Source organism: Mesorhizobium sp. M1078 (genome assembly GCF_040318615.1).
In the GTDB taxonomy this organism is placed as follows: domain Bacteria; phylum Pseudomonadota; class Alphaproteobacteria; order Rhizobiales; family Rhizobiaceae; genus Mesorhizobium.
The window spans coordinates 442,848-465,381 of record NZ_JAMYMP010000002.1; the positions used below are offsets into that span (position 1 = coordinate 442,848).

A 22,534-nucleotide genomic window follows, 5' to 3' on the forward strand; every position below is an offset into this window, starting at 1 on the left:
GGACGGGCGCGTCATCACGACGGGCCGATAGACCTTGCCTAAGGGTCGTTTCTGGCTACCGGGCTCCCCCGGATGATTTGGCGCTTTCCGGCAGGCCCAAGGCGTCGCCAGCGGCGTGCTCGACCCTGTCGAAAAGGGTACGGATGTAGAAAAGGTTCTGAGCCGGCAGCAGCTTGCGCAGGGTGTGCACATCGCTCCGCTTGAAGTCGCCTGCGGAGATGGCGCCGGAAATCTGAAAGGCGTCGCCGGCCATGTCCAGCGTAGGCCCCAGCAGCGCGCCAGCGGTGTTCCTGGAGGCGTAGCGCGAGATCTGCTTGCCGGTCAGCATGGAAAGGCCCAGCTTGCCCCTGGTGGCCTTCTCCACGACGCCGTTGGCATCCATTGCCCAGCCGGTAAGGCCCGACCAGTCCAGCGCCTCGACAGCCCACACCGTCGGGTCGTCCGATGTCTCCCGGCCGGCGATTGTCTCGCGAGCCCAGTATGTCAAAGCGCCAAGACCGAGCGACAGGAGCACGCCGTTGAGGGTGGCGGCATCCCGCTGCTGAAAGCCAGCGAGCATGGTCTTCTGCATGCTCGAGACGGCGAAGCTTTTGAACTGCGATACCGTCTTGCCGAGCTCGGTGCTCATCCATAGGGGCTTGTCCTGCCCGGGGGTGACGATTATGCGATCGACTTCACGCACGACGGCAGTGCGGAATGCGTCAATGGCGCCGCGGTCGGTCCAATCCCCTGCCTTGGCAAAAAGGATGCCGTTCTGCTCATCGCCGTGTTCGGCGTATTGCTGGACGATGCGCGCGGCCAGATCGGCATCGATGCCGGATGACGCGAGGCTCCTGATGTCTCTGGCCGTCGCCTTTCCGTCAACGACGCGCTGCGAGGCGCGCATGATGTTCGTCATCGTGACGAGCCCCGAGAACTGCTTGAGGCAGGCGTTCCATGGGGCCATGAGCGAGACAACGCCGAAGCGCGACGACAGCGCCGTCAGACCGCGTTCAAAGGCGGTGTGCCGGCCGAAGTCGTCGGTGATGTCAGCCATTGCCATAACCCGGCTATCCAGCACCAGGTCGAGGGCTGTTCCCGCCTCTTTCACCTCCTGAGCCGCAAGCTTGAACGTGCGGAAATTTGTCACCAGCGGGACAAAGCCATCCTTGAAGGTGCTGGTGAGACCGTGGCTGAAAACAACCTTGGCCATGTCAGGAACAGCCGACACGGTCATGCCGCCGACGAGATGCAGCGGGTGCACGGTCATTGCGGGTATCCCTTCGGCTGCCAGGCTGGATTGATCGGCGATCGGGCATCTCCCGAGGTGACGAACGGAACCAGCAGATCCATCGCGGCCACGTCTTCGGCAGAGAGCGGAGCCTTCTCAGTCAAGACGCCTGCCTCCGTGCAGCGATGCAGGGCCTTGATGGCGCTCACCGGAATCGGGGAAATCAACGGTGGGTTCAACTGTGCGACCAGGTGGATTGCTTCGCCATGCCGCGACACATGAGAGCCAAGATAAATTTTGCAGACGCCCATGAAGCCGCCGGCGCCGATGCTGTTGATGAAACCAGCAAACGCCCCGCCTGCTTCGGGATCGAGCAAGACGGCCACGACGTCCAGCGGCCGAATCCCTAGCGAAGGATCGACTTGGACGTCACTGCCGTTCGGCACGATGTCGCCCAGGCAGTTGCCGCAGAATTGGAAACCGTAGCCCTCCATGGATCAGGCCTCCTCGCCTTGCCCTGGATGATGCGTGTCGCCCTTGCGCACGGTCGGGTTGAGGCTGGCGCGCACCGTGGCGCGACCATCGGGCGGACCACCGAGGCTCAAGAACGACAGGAGCGTCTTGTCGACAAGGACAGCCGGGCGGCTCAGGCGCTCAGGTGAGGCCGCGCGTTTGCCAGCCATGGCTTCGCGGCGAACGCTGTTGAGGTTGATGCGCAGGTCAGGACGCCGCGCCCGCTCGAAGTCGCCATCCGTCGCCATCAAAGACCGTTTCAGTGCATCGCATTCGAACAGTTCGCCTCGAACCTCCTCGATGAGCCCGGCGACACGGCGCCAGCGCTTCGAAAGGTCGGCCGCCTTGGCCTTTGCATCCTTGCCCAGCGCCTCGATATCGATCGCGGCCTCGTTCTTCGCGGCCTCAATGCGGCGGATGTCGGCGCCCTCGATCGCCTTCTCGTAGAGTGCAATCTCGGAAATGCAGGCGGCGAGATCGGCGCGGACTTCGGCCAGATCACCATCGCCAAAAATGGCCTTGTCCTCGGCCTTCTCGAGTTCGGCCTTGCGGACCATGGCGGAATTCATGTCGGTGTCGAGCGCGGAGATCACCGCGGCGAACTCGCCGGACGTGCGGGCAGCGTGCAGCGCTTCGGTGTGGGCAGACAAGAGCAGGGTCATTTCCGGGTTCCTTTTCGGCTGGCGTGCGCAAGGGCCCGGGCCTGACGGGCCTTCGCCTGGGCCTCGCGCTGCTTCTGTTCCTTGCGCAGCTTGGCCGCGTTGGCTGGTCCTGCATAAACGGGCATTGTCGACCTCCTTCAGCGAGGGTTCATCGGAAACCAGGCATCGAGGTTTTCCCCGGCTGCCTTGCAAAGCTGGATGGCGCGCGTCGGGTTCTCCCGGATCGCGGCGGAGATCGCCGATACACTGACGATCCTGCCCTCGGCATCGCGCTTGAACGGGTTCGGGCGTTCCCGGCCATTCGAACCGAAAACTTCGCCAAGTGTGCTCATCGGAATGCCTCCAAAGGATCGCTCATTTTGCCGGTCGGCTTCGGGCCGTAGTAATAGGTTCGGGTGGACTCCTCAGCTGTCGGCGCATTGACGATCGCGCCAAGAGCAGCGTTGGCCAGGTCGTCGGACATGCCGCGCATGTGGTCGACGGCGTCGCGTCCCGAGCGCATCGTGCGGCGCTCAAGCTGGGAAATCTGACCGACCAGTCGGGGGTTATCGAGAAGGACAGCCGAGCGGGACATCAGCGTCGGCAATGCGTCGAGGTATAGCTCTGACCGGTTGCGCTCACTCAACACGTACCGGACGCCGGCTTTCTCAAAAGCATCTCGCACAAACCCGACGGCGTATGCATCGCCCTTCACGGACGTAATCTGGTAGTTCTTCAGGACAGCTGCGAACTCGCGCACGACGTCGGCCGGGTTGAAGGGCGCCTTCACCTCTCGCAGGCAGTCCAGAACGGCGCGAGCGCCTTCCCTGTGGCTGACGCCAAGCGCCATGCTGTCGGACGCGCCGGAACTCGTGTCGACAAAGGCGGTGTACCGATAATCCCGAACGTAGCCACGCTCGTGCACGCCGGGCTCGATGCAGGCTTCCACCACGCGGCGATCGATATAGTTGGACAGGTCCCCGCGGAACTCTGCATCCCACTCTGCCGATGCGCTTTCGGGGTCTTCACGATGCGCCTGCTCGATGATGCTGGTGTCGATCGTCGGATTGAAGACGGCCGTAGCTGCCTTGACGACGGAGGACGTTGGGAATGTTCTGCCCGTAGGCGTCCTGGAACTTGCTGTAGAGCAGGCCGGCCTGCCGATAGGGCGAGGAGATGGCGACCAGCAGACCTTTGGTCGTGGCCAGCGCCGGCAGGATCGCTCGATAGCTCTCGACATCGGGCTGGCTGCTGCTCTCGTCGCGCCAGAATGCCGTCTCATCGAACACACAGGCGACCAGGGTGCGGCCGCGAACGGTCTTGTAGGAGCTTGAGTGCACCGCGATGACGATGCCGTTGGAAAGCCGGATTTCGTCGGCCGTCGGCTGCAGCAGCATCGACCGAAGGTAGGGCGACGACTGGAAGAACGCGCGGACGTAGTTGTGGACGGCTGATGCCTGCGACTTGGATGCCGCCAGCACCAGCACAGTACCGACCTCGCCGGGGCTAAGCTTCGAATGGTCGATGGCAAACGCTGCCATGTAGGCGGCCACAGCGGCGGCCATGCGGCTCTTGCCGGATCGGCGGCCGACGATGGCCCACAACTCGCGCACGCGGCTCTCTGGCACTTCCCGGCCGCCAGCAACTTGGTTGAAGGTGGCGAGGTCGGCTTCCGTCATGGGAAGGGCAAAGGCGGCGCGAAGCACTGCGATCCATGGCGCCCATGTCGCCGGCTCGCCGAGTGCAGCGCCAAGCAGCCCAGCGTCCAGCAGCGCCTTGTCGATCGGGATTGCTGAGAGGGCCTTCATCCGGCGGCCGCTCCGTAGTTCTTCCGAACATAATCATTCAAGCTGCCTGTGATGTCCTTGGCCTTGCGCTCAAGGCCGATGTCAGTCAGCAGGCGGCGCAGCGAGTTGATGGCCGTGGTGTAGCTGGCGATATCGAGAGCCTCGAACGCCTCATCTGCCTTCGCCATCTTCGATTCGGCACTCTCGCACCAGGCCGAGAGGACAGCCGCACGCTTGGCAATGACGAGCTTGGGGCTGGACGGGTCGCCGCCCATGTCTTTGACGAACTCGGCCAGCAACTCACGGATGCGACGGGCGATTGCTGATCGACCGTCAATGTCGGGCAGCAGGTCGGTGCCGTTGCCGACACGGCTACGTTGCCTTGACTTTGCGCCGACAACTGGTTTGCGATCTGCCAACGAAAATGCCCGCTTTTTACCGGCCTGAGTTGGCCGAACGTTGGACATGATATCAGCGCGGCAACGTCAAGTCATTGTATTTCCTTGTACATTCCTGTCAAACCTCGCCCATTTACCGCCTTGATACAGCGGCAAGACGTACTTCCGGTCAAAGGGGGCCTGGGCAAAGGACGAAGAGGATGAAGAAAAACCGTCTCCGGAACGCGCGTCGGCGGCGGGGGTTTTCTTTGAGACGCTACGGAAACGCGAGGTACGCGAGGTGCCCTACTCACCCTTTGCTGCCCGGTATGGATTGGCAGCCTGGTCGGCAGGGGCCGCTCCATGGGTATGTGGTATACTATATGGTGGTGACGTACTCACCCCATTGCTATCGTCAATCTTGCTTCCATCGGGTGACGTACTCACCCGACTCGGGTGACGAGGTCCCCCCATGTTGGCTTGAATGCGGTGACGAGGTCCCCCCATTCGGGTGACGACATCACCCCGCGTTTTTTCCGTCGCCCTCCATTTCATGAAGTCTTTGGTGGCCGGCATTGCGCTGCGCTGGGGATAGTCGATCGAATACTCGGTGAGGACATAGGTACTGGCGCGGTTGCCGCCGTTGTCTCGCGCCTTCCAGTCGAAGTGTCCGCGCTTGGCAAGTTTCACGAAGCCCCGGTCGGACAGGTCTCTCAGGGCTCTGTCTGCCGGCCTGTTGCTGCAGCCTAAGGCCTCTTCCATCTCTTTACCGCTAAACGCGATGTCGCCGTTGTTGGTGCCGGTATAGCGCTTCTTGAACTCGATCAGCAGCGCTCGGGCATAGACGTCCAGCGATTGATATGCCGGGCAGTCCAGCATCCAGTGATATAGGCGCACATGTCTCGGCTCAGCGCCGGCACGACCGATTTTGCTCATGGTGCACCAATCTGACCGACGAATGCCTTCAGCAGTTCGCGCTCGCTCGCTTCTGCAGCCAGCAGCACCTTGAATTGGTCGGGCGGGAGATGGCGCTGGATTGCCGCCTCAATGAGGTCCCTGAGGCGCTGGGGCTCGATCGCGTCCAGTTCAACCGAGATGTCTCCGAAGCCCTTAGCGCGGCTGTCAGTGGCCTTGGTGGGGCGCGTCGGTAGGTCCCAGCTTGAAATCTGACCTTTACTGACTGCCAGACGTTCGAAATGGATCTCAGCTGCGGGCGCCATCTCGCGCAAGGTCTGCTCTATCTTCTCGCCCGCATTGACACCGCTCGGATCGAAGTCACCGCAGTGATAGATGAACGTCGGCACGTCGAGCGAAGCAATGTAGTCTGCCGCCCCGTGAAGGAATGACAGGCTCGCATAGCCGCGCGCAACCATGAGCGGCACGTCGTACTTGGCAGTCACCGGCTGCACCACACCAGCTAGGGCATCCTTCTCCAGCCAAACTTCAACATAGGCGCCGGCATCGGTCCAGAGCGATTTGCGGTAGAATCGAGCGGTGTCTTCAAGAGCCTCCTCGATACTGTCGAAGGTGCGGGGTTTGCGTTGCCAGCGGGTGTTGTCAGCCAGCCAGTCATATCGAAGCATGCCCGACCGGCGCATCTGCACCAGATCGGTCTGCACTTTGTTGTAGCCGGCCTCGCTTTTCTCAACGATGCCGCGGACCGTCGCCTGATAGAAGACCTGGCGGACGGTCATTGGCTTCATTTCCAGCACTATGTTCCATAGCGCCCGCCGACGGTCCTCCATGTCCTCACGGCTGGCACGCTTCCGCTTTATATGGCTAGCCTGATAAGAGGTCGGCTTGGGGGCAACGTCCTCAAACACGGCTCCGATGATCTCGTCGAACAGTGCATAGGGGTCGCTCATGAAGGGCCTCCCAGACAGGCAAGCTCAACCACAACTCGAGCCGTCGGCGCCGGCAGGTGCCATCGGTGCGCGACAAGCGCCGTAGCGAAGTCCGTTGCGGTGCGGCTGAAGGTGGGGTAAATTGCTGGGAGGCTGCCTTCGGAAGCGCCGGTTCTATCAACGCCGTTCCTGGTGCCAGCCAGGGCGGCGTTTCGCTTATCAGGGCTTCGCATGGTGCGCCTCCCTAGCCTGAGCAGCGACACGGCATGCTTCAAGCGCCTCGGAGACGCTCAAGCCGAATCTCTGGCGCAAAAGCGGTATGACGGGCTCGGCGAGCCGATCGCGTGGGTTCTGAGCAAGCCAGTTGCCGGCAAGGTCGACAGCGGCCGAGTGCGAGTGATCCAGCGTCATGCCGCCACCTCATGGGTGAGAGCATCCTGCTCGCGGGCAATACGCCATTCTGCGTTGGCCTCTGGCGAGATGAGGATCCGGTTCCCGACGACCATGAGGCGAGGAGCCTTGCCAGCCTTTTTGAGATTATAGAAGCTGCCCCTGGAAATGCGGTTTGCTTGGCAGAATTCGGGGATAGTGAGCGCCGCAACGACGGTGTTCATATCGCGTCCTTTCCGGTTCAAATGAACCAACTGAGAGGACGCCTATTTGAAGCAGTTTATTTCAGCGGAATACTATGCGCGATTAAACTGGCGATTGAAACAGTAAGTAGGGGTGAATCAATTCACTGCTTCGACTTCGCTCCGGCCTTGCCCCAAGCCTCTGCCCCGGTCGCAACAATAGCGTTGGCCCATGCGCGATCGAAGCCTCGGCCGCTCACCTTGAACAGCTCCGATGCTTCCTTTTCCCAGAGGGACTTTGGACGCGGATTATTGGCAGGCGTTAAAGCCATCTGCTCCTGAAGCCATTTCTGGCATCGCTTTTCGTCTGCCACCGTCGAAGGTTTTTGCATGTCGGTGACGTTGTCAACCATGACCAAGGTCGGCCGTGGCTTACTGTCCAGAGCGGCGCGAGCAAGCGCACGCCGAACCTCCCATCGCCATACATAAATGACCTCGCCCATGGACGTTTGCCCAGCCTCAACGACGTCTACCCCGCCATCACGAAGGAACATTTGTCGCGCGCGCCATTCCACTGCCGACGAAAACCGGCCAGTGTTGCGGTTCAGAAATTTTGCCTTCACAGCGCCAGCCGCGAGCAGCGGCAGAAGCGTTTCGCGGCCGAACTCGTCAATCGCTTCGAGCAAGGTCGGGTAGTCGGGATGCCGGAGCCCCGTCATTGTGCAGCCTCCATCGGGATGATGTTGGTCTCTTCGATGCCAAACCGTGGGGCGCCGGCTCTCACCGCTTCAGCGATGTAGGATTTTGATAGGTGGCCATAGTGCTTTTCCACCATGCGGGTGTCGGTGTGACCGAGCTGCGCAGCAACGACGAGCAGCGGCATCCCATTCATGACGGCCAAGCTCGCCCAGGTATGGCGAAGGCCATGGAAACCGATCACCGGGCTAATCTTGGCGGCGGCGCAGGCGTCGATCATCGGCCGCGACTGGTGAGACTTGCCCCAAGGGTTGCCGGCGGCGTTGGTCATCAACAGCGCCGAGCCTTCCTTGCCGCTGGCGAGTTGACCCAAAAGCTTCTTGCCCTCCTCAGTCAGGACGACGTGGCGGACCTGCCCCGATTTGCTCTCACCAATGGTAAGCGTGCCGACATCGGCGTTGAAATCAGCCACTGTCAGCCGGGCCAGCTCGCCATAGCGGGCGCCGGTCTGAAGCGCCGCTTGCACAATGCTGCGAAAATCAGGCTCACAGGCGTTCACCAACCGCTTCGCCTCAGCGATAGAGAGATACCGCACCCGCGCCGTCTCGACGTCCTCGAACGGCTCTACGCGCCGCCATTCCTTGTCGGAATCGACCTTGCCTTCGCGCCAGGCATAGTTGAGAGCAGCCTTGAGGATGGTCAGGACGCGGTTGGCTGTTGCGCGGCGTTGCCGGATCGATGCGCTGTCCGTGCCTAGCTCTCGATACCGCTGGTCATCGCCCTTTTTGGTGCGAAGCCTCGGCGGGGTCTGAGCGACCTTCCGGTGCCACGTGCGGATTTCGTCTGCCGTGAGTTTTGCAACTTCTTTGTCGCCAAGCTCGGCTTCGATCAACTTCCGGCGCCACTTGGTGTCCGTTGCGGACTTTCGCTTTCCTTCCATCCAATGGACGTAGGCGTCGAGTGCATCGTTGACTGTGTAAGGCCCTGCCTTCGGCGCCGGCGCATTACGAGCGGCATGAAGCTGGCGGGCAAGATCCTGGGCTTGGGAGAAGGTCAGGACCGTGGTGCCGTTGGCCTCAAGCTTGTCGTCTGCATCGGCAATCGTCTCGACCACATAGTCCTGCTCGCCAACATAGTGCCGAGCTACCCAGCGGCCGCCTGCCTGGCCCTTTCGGTATCCAAGGTGCAGGCCCTTGGCGATTGTTCGATAGTAAGGCTTTCCCCTCGCCGGCAATGCCTTGCGGGCATTAGCCGTGTCCATCTTCCTGTCGCGTACCTTCTCGACCATTTGCCGGCGCCTTCCGTGTCCAACACTTTGTCCAATATATACCCCTCAACTGAGTTGGACAAGCATAAACACAAGTGGACAACGCAATGCCTAACCGGTTGATTTGCTTACATACGCATGCGCACGGTTGGAATTGATAGCGACCCTTTCACGGCGGTAACAGGGGTTCGATTCCCCTTGGGCGTACCAGATCTTTCAGGAAAACAGGAAGCCTCGCGGCCGCCGCCGAACTAGCAGCGGCTGGAACGGTGGCGCGGCGCATCGGTTGAAACGGCGAACAGCGGCTGTTTCCCTCGGCGCCTGCTCGCGGCAATCTCCGGCCACTCATCCCTGGTCGTGCGCTACCTGCGGCCAGCGCTGCAACGCCGCGTGGCCACCCTCGGTCAGCGCGTAGACGCCGCGCTCGGCCTTGGCGAACCAGCCATAGACATTGTCCAATAGGATGCTGGCCGCGCGCGGCGAAATCGCTTTCAGATCGCGCGGGCGTTTCGGCCCGTCGGTCATGGCTGCGGCGCAGGCCAGCGCATCCTGCCGGTAGGCGGTCATGATCGGCGCGCGCGAACCGCCGCCGACCACCGGATCGCCGCGCCGGCGCCGGTGTTCCTCCATCAGCCGCGAGCGCCGCTTTGGATCGCGACGCGGCGGCAGAGCGGCCGGGCTGAGCAGCACTTCGACCTCCCCCTTGCCGCTGACAGCCAGAAGCCCGAAGCCGAGCCGCCGGCACAGCGCGCGAAAACGGCGGTCGTGCTCGCGGCCCTTGCCACGCGCCGACATGCGCGCGGCCAGCCATACTTCGTCGCATGCCGCGGCGCGATCGACACCTTGCAGCACCAGTTCGAGGTTGAACTGCAATTTCAGTTCGCAGATGACCAGCACAGGCGGCTCGCCGTCGCGCACCGCCACGATATCGCAGTGCCCGACTTCGCCCTTGACCGTGAATTCCAGGCTCTCGAGAAACCGCTTCACCGGGATGTAGAGAGACGTTTCCTGCATCGCGCAGGCATAGCCGATTCGGATCGGGTCGGCACAGGGATCGCCGAGAGGCCGACGCCTTGCGCTAAGCCGCGTCGATCCCACCATCTGCAAAAGCCATCCGTCAGGCAGGTTCTCCGACGTGATGGTCCCGCCATAGCGCTCGACGATTTCCTTGGCGATGACCGACGTCGCCAGGGCCGAGCGCGACCAGTATTTCATCGCCTGTCTCGCGTTCAACAAGGCGCTCGCCGTGGCTGGGACGGCACGATCGACAGCGCAAGGCCCGAGATCGTCGACGCCAAGACCGGTCCACGGTTAGCCACAGTGAGCGCGTGTCGGTGCTCTGTTCGAAGCTAGAGGCGGGTGCGCGTCCGGCGCTGCCCCGGTGCGGCATCGTCCGCCTTGAAATGCATCTCGTCCTGGACCGCGGCAAAAAACCGGCGGACATCGTTGGCCGCCGAAGCCGCATCGCTGCCGGCTGCGACCGCCTTGTCGAGGAGTTCGCGCGCCGTGGCCTTCCAGAACGACGTGGCCGTGTCGCCGTGCAGTCTGCCCAGCCTTGCGGCGACCTCGCGCACCAGCACGGTCTGCCGGTCTAGCGGGAAGGCACGCACATTGGCTGAGGACATATTCTGCACCATGAGACCGACGCAACGAATCAGACGCTGCTCCATGGCCTCATGCCTAGCTGTGAAGTGGGAAACGGAACCTTAACGCCGCGGAGTCCCCGCCGATTGGAGCGAGTCGGTTGGCCTGCCTCGAGGCCAAGCAGAACTCTAGACCCTCAGGCCCCTCGCCTCGCCGGCGCGCTTGGCCGTAACCATCATATCCCTGGCCAGCAGGCCACTGACCCGGCAAAACGCCATGAAGGCGCGCCAGGCGTCTTCTGTCCTGACTACATCCACCGTGGCCCCGAAGCAGGCATTGAACGCCGCTTCATAGACCTTGCCCTGTCGCTTCTTTGGCCAGTCATGCAGGATATCCAGCGCCTGTTCGACGCTGTATATTTCCTCTACCGGCAGCCCGGGCGCGGGCGCGATGCGCACCGGCACCTCGAATTGCAATCTGTCCATTCTATATCTCCCGAACTGGCGTCGACCACAGCAACGCCGTTCGTCGTCAAAAGTTGCTTGGCTGCTTTTGCGCGAAAATGTGTCGTCAGTGCGATCTCGGCATTCGGAGGAGATCGCGCACCTGGATGTCATCTGAGCGGCCGCGCAAGCCAGGAATATCGCCAGTATCAGTCCATTGCCGGCAGTTCTTCCTTGAACGTTGCGGCTTGCAGTGCCAAATCTGGGGAAATTTTCTAACGGGCTGATATGCGCCGCCCGCTTACAGGCAAACGGACACTATGGTCACCTATCTCGACGCCGCCACGGCACCCCTCAGGAACACCGGCCAGATCCGCCTCTACGGCGAAGAAGGATTTGCCGGCATGCGCAAGGCCTGCGATCTCACCGCGCGCTGCCTCGATGAACTGGTGCCGATGGTCCAGCCGGGTGTCACCACCGAGACCATCGACCGTTTCGTCTTCGAATTCGGCATGGACCAAGGCGCGCTACCGGCGACGCTCAACTACCGCGGCTACACCAAATCGTCCTGCACCTCGATCAACCACGTCGTCTGCCACGGCATTCCAGACAACAAGCCGTTGAAGGATGGCGACATCGTCAACATCGACGTCACCTACATCCTCGACGGCTGGCACGGCGATTCCTCGCGCATGTATCCCGTCGGCACCATCAAGCGCGCCGCCGAACGCCTGCTTGAAGTCACTCATGAGTGCCTGATGCGCGGAATCGCGGCGGTCCGGCCCGGCGCCCGCACCGGCGCCATCGGCGCCGCCATCCAGACCTATGCCGAGGCAGAGCGCTGCTCGGTGGTGCGCGATTTCTGCGGCCACGGCGTTGGCCAGCTGTTCCACGACGCACCCAACATCCTGCACTATGGCACCGCCTCGGAAGGCGTCGAGATGCGGCCGGGCATGATCTTCACCATCGAGCCCATGATCAATCTTGGCCGGCCGCATGTGAAAGTGCTGTCGGACGGCTGGACGGCGGTGACGCGCGACCGCTCGCTGTCGGCGCAGTACGAACACACGATCGGCGTCACCGAAACTGGCTGCGAGATTTTCACCCTGTCGCCAAACAAGCTCGACCGCCCCGGCCTGCCGCCGGTCAGCTGAAAACAAGATCGCCTCAAGCCGCAGCTTTGAGGCGCCGTCGCCGAAAAAACTCGACCGCGCGCTGCTTACCGCTCTAATCTGCCGTCGAAGCCTTCGGGGAGTGTGGGGGATGGATGGGGAACAGCGGTGACGACGAACGGGGGTTCTTCTCCGAGCGGTGGCTTGAACCACCGGCGAAGGACAAGGCACCAAGAGTGGCGGAGAAGCCACACTATCACGGCCATCGCGACCGTTTGCGCGAGCGCTTCGTTGCCGGCGGCGCGGACGCCCTGCCCGACTACGAACTTCTCGAACTGCTGCTGTTTCGCCTGATCCCGCGCGTCGACACCAAGCCGATCGCCAAGGCGCTCTTGGCGCGCTTCGGCACTTTTGGCGAAGTGCTTGGCGCACCGGTGGCGCTGCTGCAGGAGGTGAAGGGCATCGGCCCCGCCGTGGCGGTCGACCTGAAGGTGATTGCCGCTGCCGCGCAGCGCATGGCGCGGACCGAGGTTCGCGACCGCGAGGTGCTGTCCAACTGGACGCAGCTTCTTGCGTACTGCCGCTCGGCGATGGCGTTCGAGAACCGCGAACAGTTCCGCATCTTGTTTCTCGACAAGAAGAACGTGCTGATCGCCGACGAGGTACAGCAGGTCGGCACCGTGGACCACACGCCGGTCTATCCGCGCGAAGTGATCAAGCGCGCGCTGGAACTGTCGGCCAGCGCCGTCATCCTGGTGCATAACCATCCCACTCGCTTCTTTTCGATCACGCACAATCACGCTTTAGCACATTGATACATATTGCATTTTCGACTTGTCGCAGAGTCGGACATTGTGGCATATTGGGGTCGGTTTTAGGGGGATCGAAGCCCATTTTATACCCAACCACAGACCCCTACTACCCGTCAGCCGATCCCACTCGAAAGCCTACGGGAGACCCCAGTGCCAAGCCTTACCGATGGAGAGATTCGCCGCGCTTTGAAGCAGGTCGTGGAGACCGGAAGGCAGCAGAACCTTGTCGATGGCGAGGGCCACGGAACAGGCCGCCTCGTGCTAGTGATAAAGCCAATGCCGACCCGCGTAACGGCGGACTGGATGGCCCAGCAGTGGCGAGACCAAAAGCGTCTCAAGAAAAAGCTCGGCTCGTATCCGTCAATGGGCATCAGCCAAGCCCGTGAGATTTTCAGACGCGACTTCGCCGACATGATCCAGAAGGGACGCAGCATTAAGATTGCGGGCGACACGCGCCCCGGCACGGTCGCCGATCTGTTCGAGGCTTACGTCGCGTCGCTCAAGGCAGATGGAAAACCGTCCTGGAAGGAGGCCGAAAAGGGCTTGAACAAGATCGCCGATTCGCTCGGCCGCAACCGCCCTGCCCGCGACATCGAGCCTGAGGAGATCAGGGACATCATTCGTCCGATTTATCAGCGAGGCAAACGGTCCATGGCCGATCATGTTCGCAGCTATATTCGATCGGCCTTCAGTTGGGGGCTGAAATCCGAGCATGACTACCGCTCAACCTCGGTCCGTCGCTTTCGTCTCGTCTACAATCCAGCTGCAGGTATTCCAACCGAACCAAAAAACGTTGGAACACGCTGGTTGGACGAGGAGGAATTTATCCGTCTCTATCGTTGGCTCGAATCTCCCGATGCCCCGGTCCACCCCCCTTACACGCGTGCCGTAAGAATTCTTATGCTGACCGGCCAGCGCGTCGAGGAGATCGCTCGGCTACACGTCGATCAATGGGATGCGGCCGAGCGCATCATCGATTGGTCCAAAACTAAGAATGGAAAGCCTCACGCCATCCCCGTGCCCAAGATCGCGGCCGAGCTTATCGGGTCGATCAAGCCGAATGAATTTGGCTGGTTTTTTCCATCCGCAACCGACCCGTCCAAACCAGTCAGCCATGGCACGCTCTATTCGTTCATGTGGCGCCAACGCGGTCGCGAGGTCATCCCCGTCGTGACAAACCGCGATCTCCGGCGAACCTGGAAGACGCTTGCCGGAAAGGCAGGGCTCTCGAAAGAGATCCGAGACCGATTGCAGAACCACACTCTGCAGGACGTCAGTTCCAAGAGCTACGATCGCTGGAATTATATGCCGGAAAAGCGTGCTGCCATGGCGCGGTGGGACAAGTTTGTCCGCGAGATCATGATGAAGAAGAAGCGTAAAGCCGCACTCGAGGAAGCTGCATGACCATCTGTGATCGCCGGCAGGGGTAGAGCTTCACCTGGGGAACAGACTACGAATCTGGGGGTCAGGAGTTCGAATCTCTTCGGGCGCGCCATTCCACCGATTGAAATCGCTTGCCTTTTTGGCTTCGCCAACGCGACCGCACCGGCTTGAATTCCAGAATTCAACCGGTTTTTCAGTCGGTTTTGGAAGTACGGACATTCCTTCGAACCATATCGCAGCCTGGCGAATGGTGGCCCGCCTGTTTTCCTCTTGGTCAATACACGGCCCCATCAGATTCGCACGAACTGGGCTGGCGGTCGTCGCGGGAAGCCGGTGTAGGCTTGAGGCAGCGGGTGTTGATGTTGCCGGCTTCCTGACGCAAAACCTATGAAATGACCGTCCGAAAGAAGGCAACCCGTCTTCAGCTGCCGCCGCTCGTTGCGGGCGAATGGCGCGGTGAGATCGTCGGCTCAGCCAACATAAATTTTGGCCAGGTCGTGCAGCAAGGTCCGCCCCGCCAATCAGTCGAGTTCACCTATGTCATACTGCCCGCCTTGCTCGTCATGCCGAACGCAGCATTCAGATGGCCTGGCGTCGTCATGATCATGGCCCCAACTCCCATGAAGACGGAACATCCCGACGCGGGCGCCCTTTTTGAAGCCGATCAGCTGCCGTCGCTGAGTCTGTCCTTGACGTCACCAGAGCGCAATTTTCGGACATGCTGCCACGCTTCGAGGCGAAACGATTCAGGGATTTTTACTTCACGGTAGAGGAAAAGAGGGCAGACGGCAGATGGCCGGTGCGAAGCTGGGGCATGGGAACCGCCCCGCTTTGAATACATACTCACGAACTCGCGAGTTACTACGAAAACGCCGCAACCGCGTATCAAGCGGTATTGCGGTCAGACGGAGCGGATTTGTCCGACGCCTTGGTGTCCCTATTCGCGTCGGGTCCCGCCAATTCCTCTCCCAATGCAACGATTACGGCTGCCACGCGACCACGCACCCGTGGAGGAATCTGCATCAACCCCTCGATCAGGCGCCGGCCTTCCGCGCTGGCGATAAAGTTGATGCGCTCATCGACCGGCAGAGGCGAAGCGTTAAGGCTGGTTTCGTTATTTCCGGGCAGGCCTTCGAAAAAGCGCCTGACAGGAACGCCAAGCGACTTAGCGATCTCATAGAGCATGGATGCGCTCACCCGGTTCCTCGCGTTCTCATATTTCTGGAGCTGTTGGAAGCTGATACCGATGGATCGGGCAAGCTGGGCCTGCGAGACGTCCGACTGGACGCGAACGACCGCGATCTGCCTGCCGACGTGCTGATCGGCGGGATGAGGCGCGCTCTCCGCTCCGGTCCTTTCCCACACCTCGAATCTGGTGCGCTTCGATTCCGGAAAAATCTTCTGATGCTGCATCTATCACTCCAAACTGGAAAGTTCGTCGTGCTGCGCTCCCGCGAAGCTCACCAAACTTCCAAATGATCAGGGAGTGCGAAACCTTCCTGACCGGCGTTCTGGCATTTGGTTTGGGTAATCCGGATTACCCAAATGGTCAGAGAGTTTGATGCCGTTTTGGCGGCACCCAATCGCCAGTAGGGTCTTGCAGCCCAGCGATACTCGTCTCAGCCGCAGAAAGAATACCTTAATGGCGGCGTTAGAGATCCGGCTCACCAGCCTTTCCAATCCCATCTTGCGGCGGCCGCAGGCCGACCGCGATGAGAAGCATGAACCCGAGCGGAAGCTCTCCTGTCCAAAACCAATCACGGAATCTGGGTCTCCGAATGTCGATTGTCGAGAATACTCCGTGGTGAAATACTCTTCAAGGCAATGCTCTCGGATCTATGGAAATCCGAGAGGTGTTCGCGCGAAACCTGAGAGCTTTGCGGCAGACCAAAGGCCTGTCACAGGAGGAGCTTGCGCATCAGGCAGGGATCGATCGCACCTACATTAGTGCGTTGGAACGCAACGTGTATAATGCCAGCATCGATGTCGTTGATAGGCTGGCCGAAGTGCTGGGCGTGGACGCCGCAGAATTGCTGAAACGACCCTCAGCTGATCTGCAGGGATCGAAGTCGGAGCTTGACGAATAAAGAAGTTGATAAACTCAACATGTGTAAGTTGCCAAGTCTACGCACATGGACATGCGCAAACTCGTGGGCTGAGACTTCGGTCGCTTGTGTCGGGAGAGAAGCCCGTGACCCAGGAAGAGGTGGAAGCGCCTTCAGGGTTTAGCCAGCAATATCTAAGCGGCCTGAACGTGGTCGTCGCAACCCGACGGTCATCACGCTGCAGTAGCAAACCGATGCGCCTCTTGTGAGACGCGTTACGGGCAACGGCAAACTAACCTTCTGCGTCCAATATGAGGCGCATACCCAGACGTTCATTACCGACCGTCCGTGCGCCGGTCGCATCATCCCTTCCAAATCGTCGATCGGAGAACGGCCCGCATGTGCTCTGGGTGGTCTAGTTCACCGCGCGCCTCGATCTCCAAAAGATATCGGGCCTTGGCCAAGCGAGTCCCTTCCCCAACAGCCGGATAGGCGCAGATGGCGAGCAGCGCTCTCTCCTCTTGCCGGCTGGCTCTGCGGGGTCGCCGCTGCCACCGCCTAACTCGTGCAGGGCTTTGCCGAACTCAGCATAGGCTGTCTTGTGCGCCTCAATCAGCGCTCGAAGACTATTAGACAGTTCTTGGTCTCGGCTCGGCGGCTCTGCACCGAGCGCCGTTGCCGTCATCGACGACGCGACGACTGCGCTGCCGGAGTGGAGGAGCAAGGCGCGGCGGTTGATCCTAGACATGGCAACCTCTCCCATTTGCATTGATGGCCATCACGCCAGTGGCGTAAAACCATCAAAGCGTAACACGACGGTTTGCGCATTCGTGTCAGGATCAGCAGACCCAAGCAGTCGAGAGCCAGTGCGGCCGGGCGATGCGTAGCGCCTGCATCTCGGATAGGATGCCGTGCCCGACGAACACTCCGACGGAACCTTGGATTTGAGGGCGGACGTGTCGCGACTGGCTCGCTTCCACTGGGCGTGAAGCCTATGCATCCGCAATGCGGAAGATGACGCCAGCCGACAAGCCTGCGCTCGGCCGCCATCCTGCGGCCGGCGCTGGCGACGTCGGCTCCACGGGCCGAAGTGACGCCCCTCTGCTGCAGCGGGTTCGCCGATCGCGGGCCACCTCAGGCTAAGTCGGCGAGGTGCTAACGAAGTTTACCCAACAGCTCGTTATCTAACGACGAGCGGCCACCTCAAGAACAATCTCACCACGCCCTCCTTCCCGGCCCCAGCCCCCGCAAAGGCCAGCCGGGTGGCCGCACATCGCACTAAGCTATGGACGAAGAACGAAAATCGACGATCTTGGGAGGTGCAGGGAAAACCTGCACCTCGCGAAAATTGGGAATAACCTATTGGAATAACACAACCGACCGACGCCGCACCTCGCGGCCTTTTATCTCGCCGTCTTAATCGGTCGTGCTAGGCGAGAATTTGTACGCATCGTCGTTTCTCCTTCCATCTACGATAATATACGAATTTATTCTCCACGCTACGTTTCCACGTTTTGGCGTCGAGTTCCGATGCGCCGAGCAGTCTTACGCGCTCTGCGACGGGTGTTTCGGCTGCACTGTGGCAGCGCTCGAACCGTCGTGGCGCACTTTTCCATCGGACTGGCGGAGCATCGTCACAGGCAATCGAGCGCGGTCCGGCCGTCTGTGGATCGGCGCGGCCGCAGGCAAGATAACGTGCGTTCCGTCGTTCCTGGTCTGCATCGGTCCTCATCCGCCAAGGCGGATCTTCGTGTTCAGCTGGCGTCGTTCACGTTGCTGACGCCCTGCGTTTCAACTGACGATCCCCTGCTCATCGATGGGCTCCGAGCAGCTTGCGGTCCTTGAGATGAGCGCGCTGGGCAGCGTCGGTTGGGCTTGCCGCCGGATCGCCGACGTAGAACGTTCCGTCGCTCCACATGGCGTGCATGATCACCGCCAGCTTGCGCGCCACCGCCACGCACGCCTTGCGATGGCAGGAGCGTTTGGCGATTTCCCGGCCCAAGCTTTTGCCCTTGTCCATGCCGCGGAGGCGCGTCATCAGCGCCGACGCCGCCTCGTAGAGCGCGCGCCGCACGGCCGCGTCGCCAGCCTTCGAGATGCGTCCCTGGACGTCGATCGATGTGCTCGACTGGCATCGCCGCGAGGTCAGCCCGAAGTAGGCGGCGACGTCACGCGAGCGGCGGAAGCGCGGTCGTCGATCGCCGTCATGAAGGAGAGCGCCGTCACCGGGCCGACGCCGGGGATGGCCATGAAGCGTCGGCACAGCTCGCTACGCGCGACGATCTCACCACCAGATCGTGCAGCCGGCAATATTCCCGCCACTGAACGGCGCGCCCCGACAACATGGCGTCCATCAACTCGGCTGACAGCGGATCGGCCGCGAGCACCGCCTGGTCGAAAGCGCCACGCGACGTGCCGCCAAGCTTGATGCCGAACGCCTTCAGCGAGTGCCGGAGGCGTTCTCAAAATCGACGAACTTGCGCTTCAGGTTGCGCCGGTGGGTCAGTAAAAGCCGCATCCGATAGCAATCCTGCGTCTTGATATGGGCCTGACGAAACCAGCCGGTGCGCATGATGTGGGCGATGCCGAGCGCATCGGCGGCATCCGTGTTGTTGCGCTGCGCCGACATCGCGGCGCCCACGTGCTGTGTCTCCAGGCAGATCGCCGGAAGGCCGCGTTTCAGAAGCTCGGGATTGAGCCAGGGCGACAGCGATCCGGCCTCGTGGCCGACGCGCCGCAGTTGCCCTGCTGTACTTATATATACTACTCCACAACAAAGGTAATTTGAAACGGACTCAGCATTATGCCGCAGTCTCCATTCTCAGCGAAGACAAACCTGATACCTCCCTCCTCAAGAGTTTTTTCAATCGAGCTGAGTGTTCGTGGACCTATTGGAGTGCCAGCTTCCAATCGCGTGATCGTTGTCGGGGCGACCCCCGCAAGGCTGGCCAGCTCGCTTATTTTCAGTCCCAGCGCCGCCCGAGCCATTCTGCATTGGACACCTCGGATCGTCATTTCTCGTTGCCCCGGTGAACGAAAGTCCCTGGCAGAGATCATATAACTGCTATTCGCGCCATGGTTTCCCTTTCTGTTTTTTGAGAAGGCATAATCCGGCCATTTTGCCCGTCAGATCGTGTCCCGCGGCGTGGTGTAGCTGGCGGCATTAGTCGCCGTGCTCTCCGGCATGGGCCGGGCTGATCAGCGCGCGGCTGGCAGGCTGATCAGGGGATCATCGCTCATCTGGCTGATCGTTTCCAGAGTCATATATCTGGCCCGCTGCACTGCCCATTCATCGTTCTGTTCGAGCAGGATTGCGCCGACGAGGCGCACGACCGCATCGTCGTTCGGGAAGATTCCGACGACCTCGGTGCGCCGCTTGATCTCGCCGTTGAGACGTTCGATCGGATTCGTCGAGTGGAGCTTGGCGCGATGTTCCTTGGGGAAGGTCATGTAGGCCAGCACGTCGGGCTCGGCGTCGTCCATGATTGTCGCCAGCTTCGGCACCTTCGGCTGGATCTGGTCGGCGACGGCGCGCCATTGTACGGACGCGGCCTCGGGCGTTTCCTGGGCGAAAGCGGTGGCGATGAAGGCTGAGACGACCCTGCGGCCGCTCTTGCCGGCATGGGCCAGCACGTTCCTCATGAAGTGGACGCGGCACCTCTGCCATGTCGCGCACAGCACCTTGGTGACGGCCGCCTTGAGGCCTTCGTGAGCATCGGAGACGACGAGCTTGACGCCGCGCAGGCCGCGACGTGTCAGCTTGCGCAGGAACTCTGTCCAGATCGGCTCGGCCTCCGAGGTGCCAATCTCCATGCCCAGTACCTCGCGCCGGCCGTCCGCGTTAACGCCGACGGCGATGATAACGGCGACCGAGACGATCCGCCCACCGCGGCGGACCTTCAGGTAAGTGGCGTCGATCCACAGGTATGGCCAATCGCCCTCGATCGGCCGATCGAGGAAGGCCTTCACCTTCCCGTCGATCTCCTTGCACAGCCGCGAGACCTGGCTCTTGGATATGCCGCTCATACCCATTGCCTTGACCAGGTCGTCAACCGACCGGGTCGAGATGCCTTGCACATGAGCTTCCTGGATGACGGCGGTTAGCGCCTTCTCGGCCATGCGGCGCGGTTCGAGGAAACCTGGGACGTAGCTTCCCTTCCTGAGCTTCGGGATGCGCAGCTCGACCGTGCCGGCCCGCCTCTCCCAGTCCCGGTCGCGGTAGCCATTGCGCTGGGCGAGCCGCAGCGGGTTCTTCTCGCCATAGCTGGCGCCGGTGGCCGCGCCCACCTCCATTTCCATCAGTCGCTCGGCGGCAAAGCCGATCATCTCCCGCAGCAGATCGGCATCCGGGGTCTTCTCCACGAGCGTGCGCAGGTTCATCATGTCGTCGGTCATCGGTGGTCCTTCCGAAATGGGTTGGCGTCAACAACCAAACCCTACCCGAAAGCGCCGATGACCACCCACACGCCGCTCGCTCGCTACAGCGCTACTAACGGCGCGCTCGTGAGCGGCTTCGCTACCGCCGAGCTACACCACCTGATGGGACACGACCGCCCGTTCACGGCAGGTCGCGCATAACATAGTATATCTCGGAAGTTAACTAAGCCTAAACATTCAACTGCAGCGTCATACCTGATTATATCAATCAGCCTTACAAGTGGTTGCAATTCTTTGGAGGTGCCTGTCTCTTGCCGGGAAATGCCGGAGGGATTTCAGCAATGACCACCAATATCGATTTGGACAGTTTTTCGGGTTTGGCCGACGAGCATTCCGGGCCGAATGAACACAGCAGCCAGGCAACGCCGGTAGAGATCCAGGTTGCGCAAGCAACTTCGACGCAGCCGCCCGCGCCGCCAGCGTCCGAACCGGTGCCGGTCGACGTCGGAAGCGGCGCGCCCGTTCAACCGGCGGCTCCCGCGGCGGCGAACGCAGCGGCGGCGCCCCATGAATATGTGGCCGACGCTAGCAACATGGTCAGGCTTCCGTCCAGCGTTTCCATCGACAACATCAAGGTCGACGGCCACAACCTTTTGCTCGAACAGGCCGACGGCTCGGTGATCGCGATCAAGGATGGCGCCCTGAACGTGCCGACCTTCATCATCGGCGACGTCGAGGTGCCGCGCGTTGCCTTGCTGGCCGCCCTTGAAGCAAGCCACGTCGATGTCGCCTTCGGCGCCGACGGTTCCATGTCGGCTGGTCCGGGAGGTGCCCCGGGCAGTGCTGGTGGGGACTTTACGGTTCCCCCAGGCGGTATCGGTGACGGATTCGACCTTTCGGCCTTGCTCCCCCCGACGGACCTGCAGTTTGGGCAGTTGGAGCCACGCGAGTTGACCATCGGCGTCTTGGGAAAGGACTCCACGCCATCGATTGGGCTCATAGGAGAGACCACCGTCTATGAGGCCGGCCTTCCGGCACGCGGCGGCGAGTCCGCGGGCTCGAACGCTGCCGCCAACTCGGAGACCACCTCGGGCACCATCGGCTTCACTTCGCCGGACGGCGTGTCGGTAGTCTCGCTCGGCGGCCATGTGCTGACCGGCGCCGCGCAGACCTTCACCGACGCCACCGGCTCGCTGACGGCAAGCTATGTCTACAATCCGGCCACCGGCGCCGGCACGATCAGCTATTCCTACACGCTCGTCGACAACACCACCGGCGACAACACCACCGCCAGCTTCGCAGTCGTCGTCACCGACACTGACGGCGACAGCGCACCGGCCGGCAACCTGGTCATCAACATCATCGACGACGTGCCGACGGCGCATGCCGATACCGACAGTGTAGCCTCCAACCAGTTCACGGCCGAGGCCGGCAACGTGCTGACGGCGGTGGGCACCACCTCGCCGGTGACCGGCATCGATGTCCTGGGTGCAGACGGCGCAGCGGTGGTTGGCGTCCAGGCCGGCGACACCAATGCCGACTTCACCGGCTCGCTCGGCGTGCAGATCCAGGGCACCTACGGCAAGCTGACGCTTAACGCCGACGGCTCCTACTCCTATGTACGCGATGCCGGCTCGCAGGGCGGCCACGACGACGTCTTCACCTACACCATCAAGGATGGCGACGGCGACACCTCGCACACCACGCTGACCATCTCGATCGGCGACTCGACGCCGACCGACAGCATTCCGGCGCCGGGCCTTGCCTCGACCACCGTCTATGAGGCCGGCCTTCCGGCACGCGGCGGCGAGTCCGCGGGCTCGAACGCTGCCGCCAACTCGGAGACCACCTCGGGCACCATCGGCTTCACT

At 61.6% G+C, this 22,534-nt stretch carries 24 protein-coding genes and 1 pseudogene; 5 read left to right on the forward strand and 20 right to left on the reverse strand.

The window, feature by feature from the left end; genetic code table 11:
- Positions 1-55: 55 nt before the first annotated feature.
- From NKH38_RS06260 to NKH38_RS06335, 16 genes are all read right to left on the reverse strand, one after another.
- On the reverse strand, positions 56-1,249 hold the full coding sequence (locus NKH38_RS06260; RefSeq protein WP_352761654.1) for a hypothetical protein: 1,194 nt from the start codon (positions 1,247-1,249) through the stop codon (positions 56-58).
- Positions 1,246-1,704 carry a hypothetical protein gene (locus tag NKH38_RS06265; RefSeq protein WP_352761656.1) on the reverse strand — a complete coding sequence of 153 codons (459 nt, stop codon included), beginning with the start codon at positions 1,702-1,704 and terminating at the stop codon, positions 1,246-1,248. The genes NKH38_RS06260 and NKH38_RS06265 overlap by 4 nt, the downstream gene beginning before the upstream one ends.
- A gap of 3 nt (positions 1,705-1,707) precedes the next feature.
- Complete coding sequence (locus NKH38_RS06270; RefSeq protein ID WP_352761658.1) at positions 1,708-2,385, reverse strand: hypothetical protein; 678 nt, start codon at positions 2,383-2,385, stop codon at positions 1,708-1,710.
- Entirely contained in the window at positions 2,382-2,510 is a 129-nt protein-coding gene (locus NKH38_RS06275; RefSeq protein ID WP_352761660.1) for a hypothetical protein, read from the reverse strand. Before NKH38_RS06275 ends, NKH38_RS06270 begins: the two co-directional genes overlap by 4 nt.
- A 12-nt stretch (positions 2,511-2,522) precedes the next feature.
- Positions 2,523-2,717 carry a hypothetical protein gene (locus NKH38_RS06280; RefSeq protein ID WP_352761662.1) on the reverse strand — a complete coding sequence of 65 codons (195 nt, stop codon included), beginning with the start codon at positions 2,715-2,717 and terminating at the stop codon, positions 2,523-2,525.
- On the reverse strand, positions 2,714-3,316 hold the full coding sequence (locus NKH38_RS06285) for a hypothetical protein (protein WP_352761664.1): 603 nt from the start codon (positions 3,314-3,316) through the stop codon (positions 2,714-2,716). Before NKH38_RS06285 ends, NKH38_RS06280 begins: the two co-directional genes overlap by 4 nt.
- A gap of 73 nt (positions 3,317-3,389) precedes the next feature.
- Positions 3,390-4,172, reverse strand: coding sequence for a terminase large subunit domain-containing protein (locus NKH38_RS06290; RefSeq protein WP_352761666.1), 783 nt, complete (start codon positions 4,170-4,172; stop codon positions 3,390-3,392).
- Positions 4,169-4,618: a hypothetical protein gene (locus NKH38_RS06295; RefSeq protein ID WP_352761668.1), complete on the reverse strand. Its 450-nt coding sequence runs from the start codon at positions 4,616-4,618 to the stop codon at positions 4,169-4,171. The genes NKH38_RS06290 and NKH38_RS06295 overlap by 4 nt, the downstream gene beginning before the upstream one ends.
- A 216-nt stretch (positions 4,619-4,834) precedes the next feature.
- Positions 4,835-5,464 carry a BRO-N domain-containing protein gene (locus NKH38_RS06300; protein WP_352761670.1) on the reverse strand — a complete coding sequence of 210 codons (630 nt, stop codon included), beginning with the start codon at positions 5,462-5,464 and terminating at the stop codon, positions 4,835-4,837.
- Positions 5,461-6,393: a hypothetical protein gene (locus tag NKH38_RS06305; protein WP_352761672.1), complete on the reverse strand. Its 933-nt coding sequence runs from the start codon at positions 6,391-6,393 to the stop codon at positions 5,461-5,463. The genes NKH38_RS06300 and NKH38_RS06305 overlap by 4 nt, the downstream gene beginning before the upstream one ends.
- A gap of 386 nt (positions 6,394-6,779) precedes the next feature.
- Complete coding sequence (locus NKH38_RS06310) at positions 6,780-6,986, reverse strand: hypothetical protein (RefSeq protein ID WP_352761674.1); 207 nt, start codon at positions 6,984-6,986, stop codon at positions 6,780-6,782.
- 122 nt (positions 6,987-7,108) lie between these two features.
- Positions 7,109-7,663, reverse strand: coding sequence for a hypothetical protein (locus tag NKH38_RS06315; protein ID WP_352761675.1), 555 nt, complete (start codon positions 7,661-7,663; stop codon positions 7,109-7,111).
- Positions 7,660-8,754, reverse strand: coding sequence for a tyrosine-type recombinase/integrase (locus NKH38_RS06320; protein ID WP_352761677.1), 1,095 nt, complete (start codon positions 8,752-8,754; stop codon positions 7,660-7,662). The genes NKH38_RS06315 and NKH38_RS06320 overlap by 4 nt, the downstream gene beginning before the upstream one ends.
- Before the next feature lie 498 nt (positions 8,755-9,252).
- Positions 9,253-9,921 carry a DUF2161 domain-containing phosphodiesterase gene (locus NKH38_RS06325; protein ID WP_352761692.1) on the reverse strand — a complete coding sequence of 223 codons (669 nt, stop codon included), beginning with the start codon at positions 9,919-9,921 and terminating at the stop codon, positions 9,253-9,255.
- A 335-nt stretch (positions 9,922-10,256) separates the two neighbouring features.
- Entirely contained in the window at positions 10,257-10,532 is a 276-nt protein-coding gene (locus NKH38_RS06330; protein WP_023729887.1) for a DUF6074 family protein, read from the reverse strand.
- 147 nt (positions 10,533-10,679) lie between these two features.
- Complete coding sequence (locus tag NKH38_RS06335; RefSeq protein ID WP_023688240.1) at positions 10,680-10,976, reverse strand: DUF982 domain-containing protein; 297 nt, start codon at positions 10,974-10,976, stop codon at positions 10,680-10,682.
- A 278-nt stretch (positions 10,977-11,254) separates the two neighbouring features.
- On the opposite strand from NKH38_RS06335, the gene map reads away from it, so the two are divergent.
- The 3 genes from map to NKH38_RS06350 all read left to right on the forward strand — a co-directional run bounded on the left by map (position 11,255) and on the right by NKH38_RS06350 (position 14,262).
- Positions 11,255-12,088: a type I methionyl aminopeptidase gene (gene map, locus NKH38_RS06340; protein WP_023681623.1), complete on the forward strand. Its 834-nt coding sequence runs from the start codon at positions 11,255-11,257 to the stop codon at positions 12,086-12,088.
- Positions 12,089-12,201: 113 nt separating this feature from the next.
- Positions 12,202-12,861 (forward strand): JAB domain-containing protein, encoded by a 660-nt coding sequence (locus NKH38_RS06345; protein ID WP_352761680.1) that lies wholly within the window; start codon positions 12,202-12,204, stop codon positions 12,859-12,861.
- 147 nt (positions 12,862-13,008) lie between these two features.
- Positions 13,009-14,262 (forward strand): tyrosine-type recombinase/integrase, encoded by a 1,254-nt coding sequence (locus NKH38_RS06350; protein WP_352761682.1) that lies wholly within the window; start codon positions 13,009-13,011, stop codon positions 14,260-14,262.
- An 864-nt stretch (positions 14,263-15,126) separates the two neighbouring features.
- Here NKH38_RS06350 and NKH38_RS06355 read toward each other — a convergent pair.
- Positions 15,127-15,654, reverse strand: coding sequence for a helix-turn-helix domain-containing protein (locus tag NKH38_RS06355; RefSeq protein WP_023825679.1), 528 nt, complete (start codon positions 15,652-15,654; stop codon positions 15,127-15,129).
- Positions 15,655-16,079: 425 nt separating this feature from the next.
- Here NKH38_RS06355 and NKH38_RS06360 point away from each other — a divergent pair, with 425 nt between their 5' ends.
- The gene (locus NKH38_RS06360) at positions 16,080-16,328 is read left to right on the forward strand and encodes a helix-turn-helix domain-containing protein (RefSeq protein WP_023825680.1); all 249 of its coding nucleotides are present in this window, start codon (positions 16,080-16,082) and stop codon (positions 16,326-16,328) included.
- 1,768 nt (positions 16,329-18,096) lie between these two features.
- Here NKH38_RS06360 and NKH38_RS06370 read toward each other — a convergent pair.
- The 3 genes and pseudogenes from NKH38_RS06370 to NKH38_RS06380 form a co-directional block, all read right to left on the reverse strand.
- Positions 18,097-19,029 (reverse strand): annotated as a pseudogene (locus tag NKH38_RS06370) (IS110 family RNA-guided transposase); the annotation flags it as partial.
- A gap of 20 nt (positions 19,030-19,049) precedes the next feature.
- Positions 19,050-19,343 carry a helix-turn-helix domain-containing protein gene (locus NKH38_RS06375; protein WP_348524363.1) on the reverse strand — a complete coding sequence of 98 codons (294 nt, stop codon included), beginning with the start codon at positions 19,341-19,343 and terminating at the stop codon, positions 19,050-19,052.
- Positions 19,344-19,484: 141 nt separating this feature from the next.
- The gene (locus NKH38_RS06380) at positions 19,485-20,681 is read right to left on the reverse strand and encodes an IS256 family transposase (RefSeq protein WP_352761685.1); all 1,197 of its coding nucleotides are present in this window, start codon (positions 20,679-20,681) and stop codon (positions 19,485-19,487) included.
- A 323-nt stretch (positions 20,682-21,004) separates the two neighbouring features.
- Between NKH38_RS06380 and NKH38_RS06385 the strand changes: the two genes are divergently transcribed.
- Positions 21,005-22,534 (forward strand): Ig-like domain-containing protein (locus tag NKH38_RS06385; protein WP_502905772.1); only part of this gene is annotated, 1,530 nt, incomplete at its 3' end.

Coding starts and splice junctions, on each gene's coding strand:
- NKH38_RS06260 (WP_352761654.1), bottom strand. CDS start 1,249: ATGACCGTGCACCCGCTGCATCTCGTCGGCGGCATGACCGTGTCGGCT.
- NKH38_RS06265 (WP_352761656.1), bottom strand. CDS start 1,704: ATGGAGGGCTACGGTTTCCAATTCTGCGGCAACTGCCTGGGCGACATC.
- NKH38_RS06270 (WP_352761658.1), bottom strand. CDS start 2,385: ATGACCCTGCTCTTGTCTGCCCACACCGAAGCGCTGCACGCTGCCCGC.
- NKH38_RS06275 (WP_352761660.1), bottom strand. CDS start 2,510: ATGCCCGTTTATGCAGGACCAGCCAACGCGGCCAAGCTGCGCAAGGAA.
- NKH38_RS06280 (WP_352761662.1), bottom strand. CDS start 2,717: ATGAGCACACTTGGCGAAGTTTTCGGTTCGAATGGCCGGGAACGCCCG.
- NKH38_RS06290 (WP_352761666.1), bottom strand. CDS start 4,172: ATGAAGGCCCTCTCAGCAATCCCGATCGACAAGGCGCTGCTGGACGCT.
- NKH38_RS06295 (WP_352761668.1), bottom strand. CDS start 4,618: ATGTCCAACGTTCGGCCAACTCAGGCCGGTAAAAAGCGGGCATTTTCG.
- NKH38_RS06300 (WP_352761670.1), bottom strand. CDS start 5,464: ATGAGCAAAATCGGTCGTGCCGGCGCTGAGCCGAGACATGTGCGCCTA.
- NKH38_RS06305 (WP_352761672.1), bottom strand. CDS start 6,393: ATGAGCGACCCCTATGCACTGTTCGACGAGATCATCGGAGCCGTGTTT.
- NKH38_RS06310 (WP_352761674.1), bottom strand. CDS start 6,986: ATGAACACCGTCGTTGCGGCGCTCACTATCCCCGAATTCTGCCAAGCA.
- NKH38_RS06315 (WP_352761675.1), bottom strand. CDS start 7,663: ATGACGGGGCTCCGGCATCCCGACTACCCGACCTTGCTCGAAGCGATT.
- NKH38_RS06325 (WP_352761692.1), bottom strand. CDS start 9,921: ATGCAGGAAACGTCTCTCTACATCCCGGTGAAGCGGTTTCTCGAGAGC.
- NKH38_RS06330 (WP_023729887.1), bottom strand. CDS start 10,532: ATGTCCTCAGCCAATGTGCGTGCCTTCCCGCTAGACCGGCAGACCGTG.
- NKH38_RS06335 (WP_023688240.1), bottom strand. CDS start 10,976: ATGGACAGATTGCAATTCGAGGTGCCGGTGCGCATCGCGCCCGCGCCC.
- map (WP_023681623.1), top strand. CDS start 11,255: ATGGTCACCTATCTCGACGCCGCCACGGCACCCCTCAGGAACACCGGC.
- NKH38_RS06345 (WP_352761680.1), top strand. CDS start 12,202: ATGGGGAACAGCGGTGACGACGAACGGGGGTTCTTCTCCGAGCGGTGG.
- NKH38_RS06355 (WP_023825679.1), bottom strand. CDS start 15,654: ATGCAGCATCAGAAGATTTTTCCGGAATCGAAGCGCACCAGATTCGAG.
- NKH38_RS06360 (WP_023825680.1), top strand. CDS start 16,080: ATGGAAATCCGAGAGGTGTTCGCGCGAAACCTGAGAGCTTTGCGGCAG.
- NKH38_RS06375 (WP_348524363.1), bottom strand. CDS start 19,343: ATGATCTCTGCCAGGGACTTTCGTTCACCGGGGCAACGAGAAATGACG.
- NKH38_RS06380 (WP_352761685.1), bottom strand. CDS start 20,681: ATGACCGACGACATGATGAACCTGCGCACGCTCGTGGAGAAGACCCCG.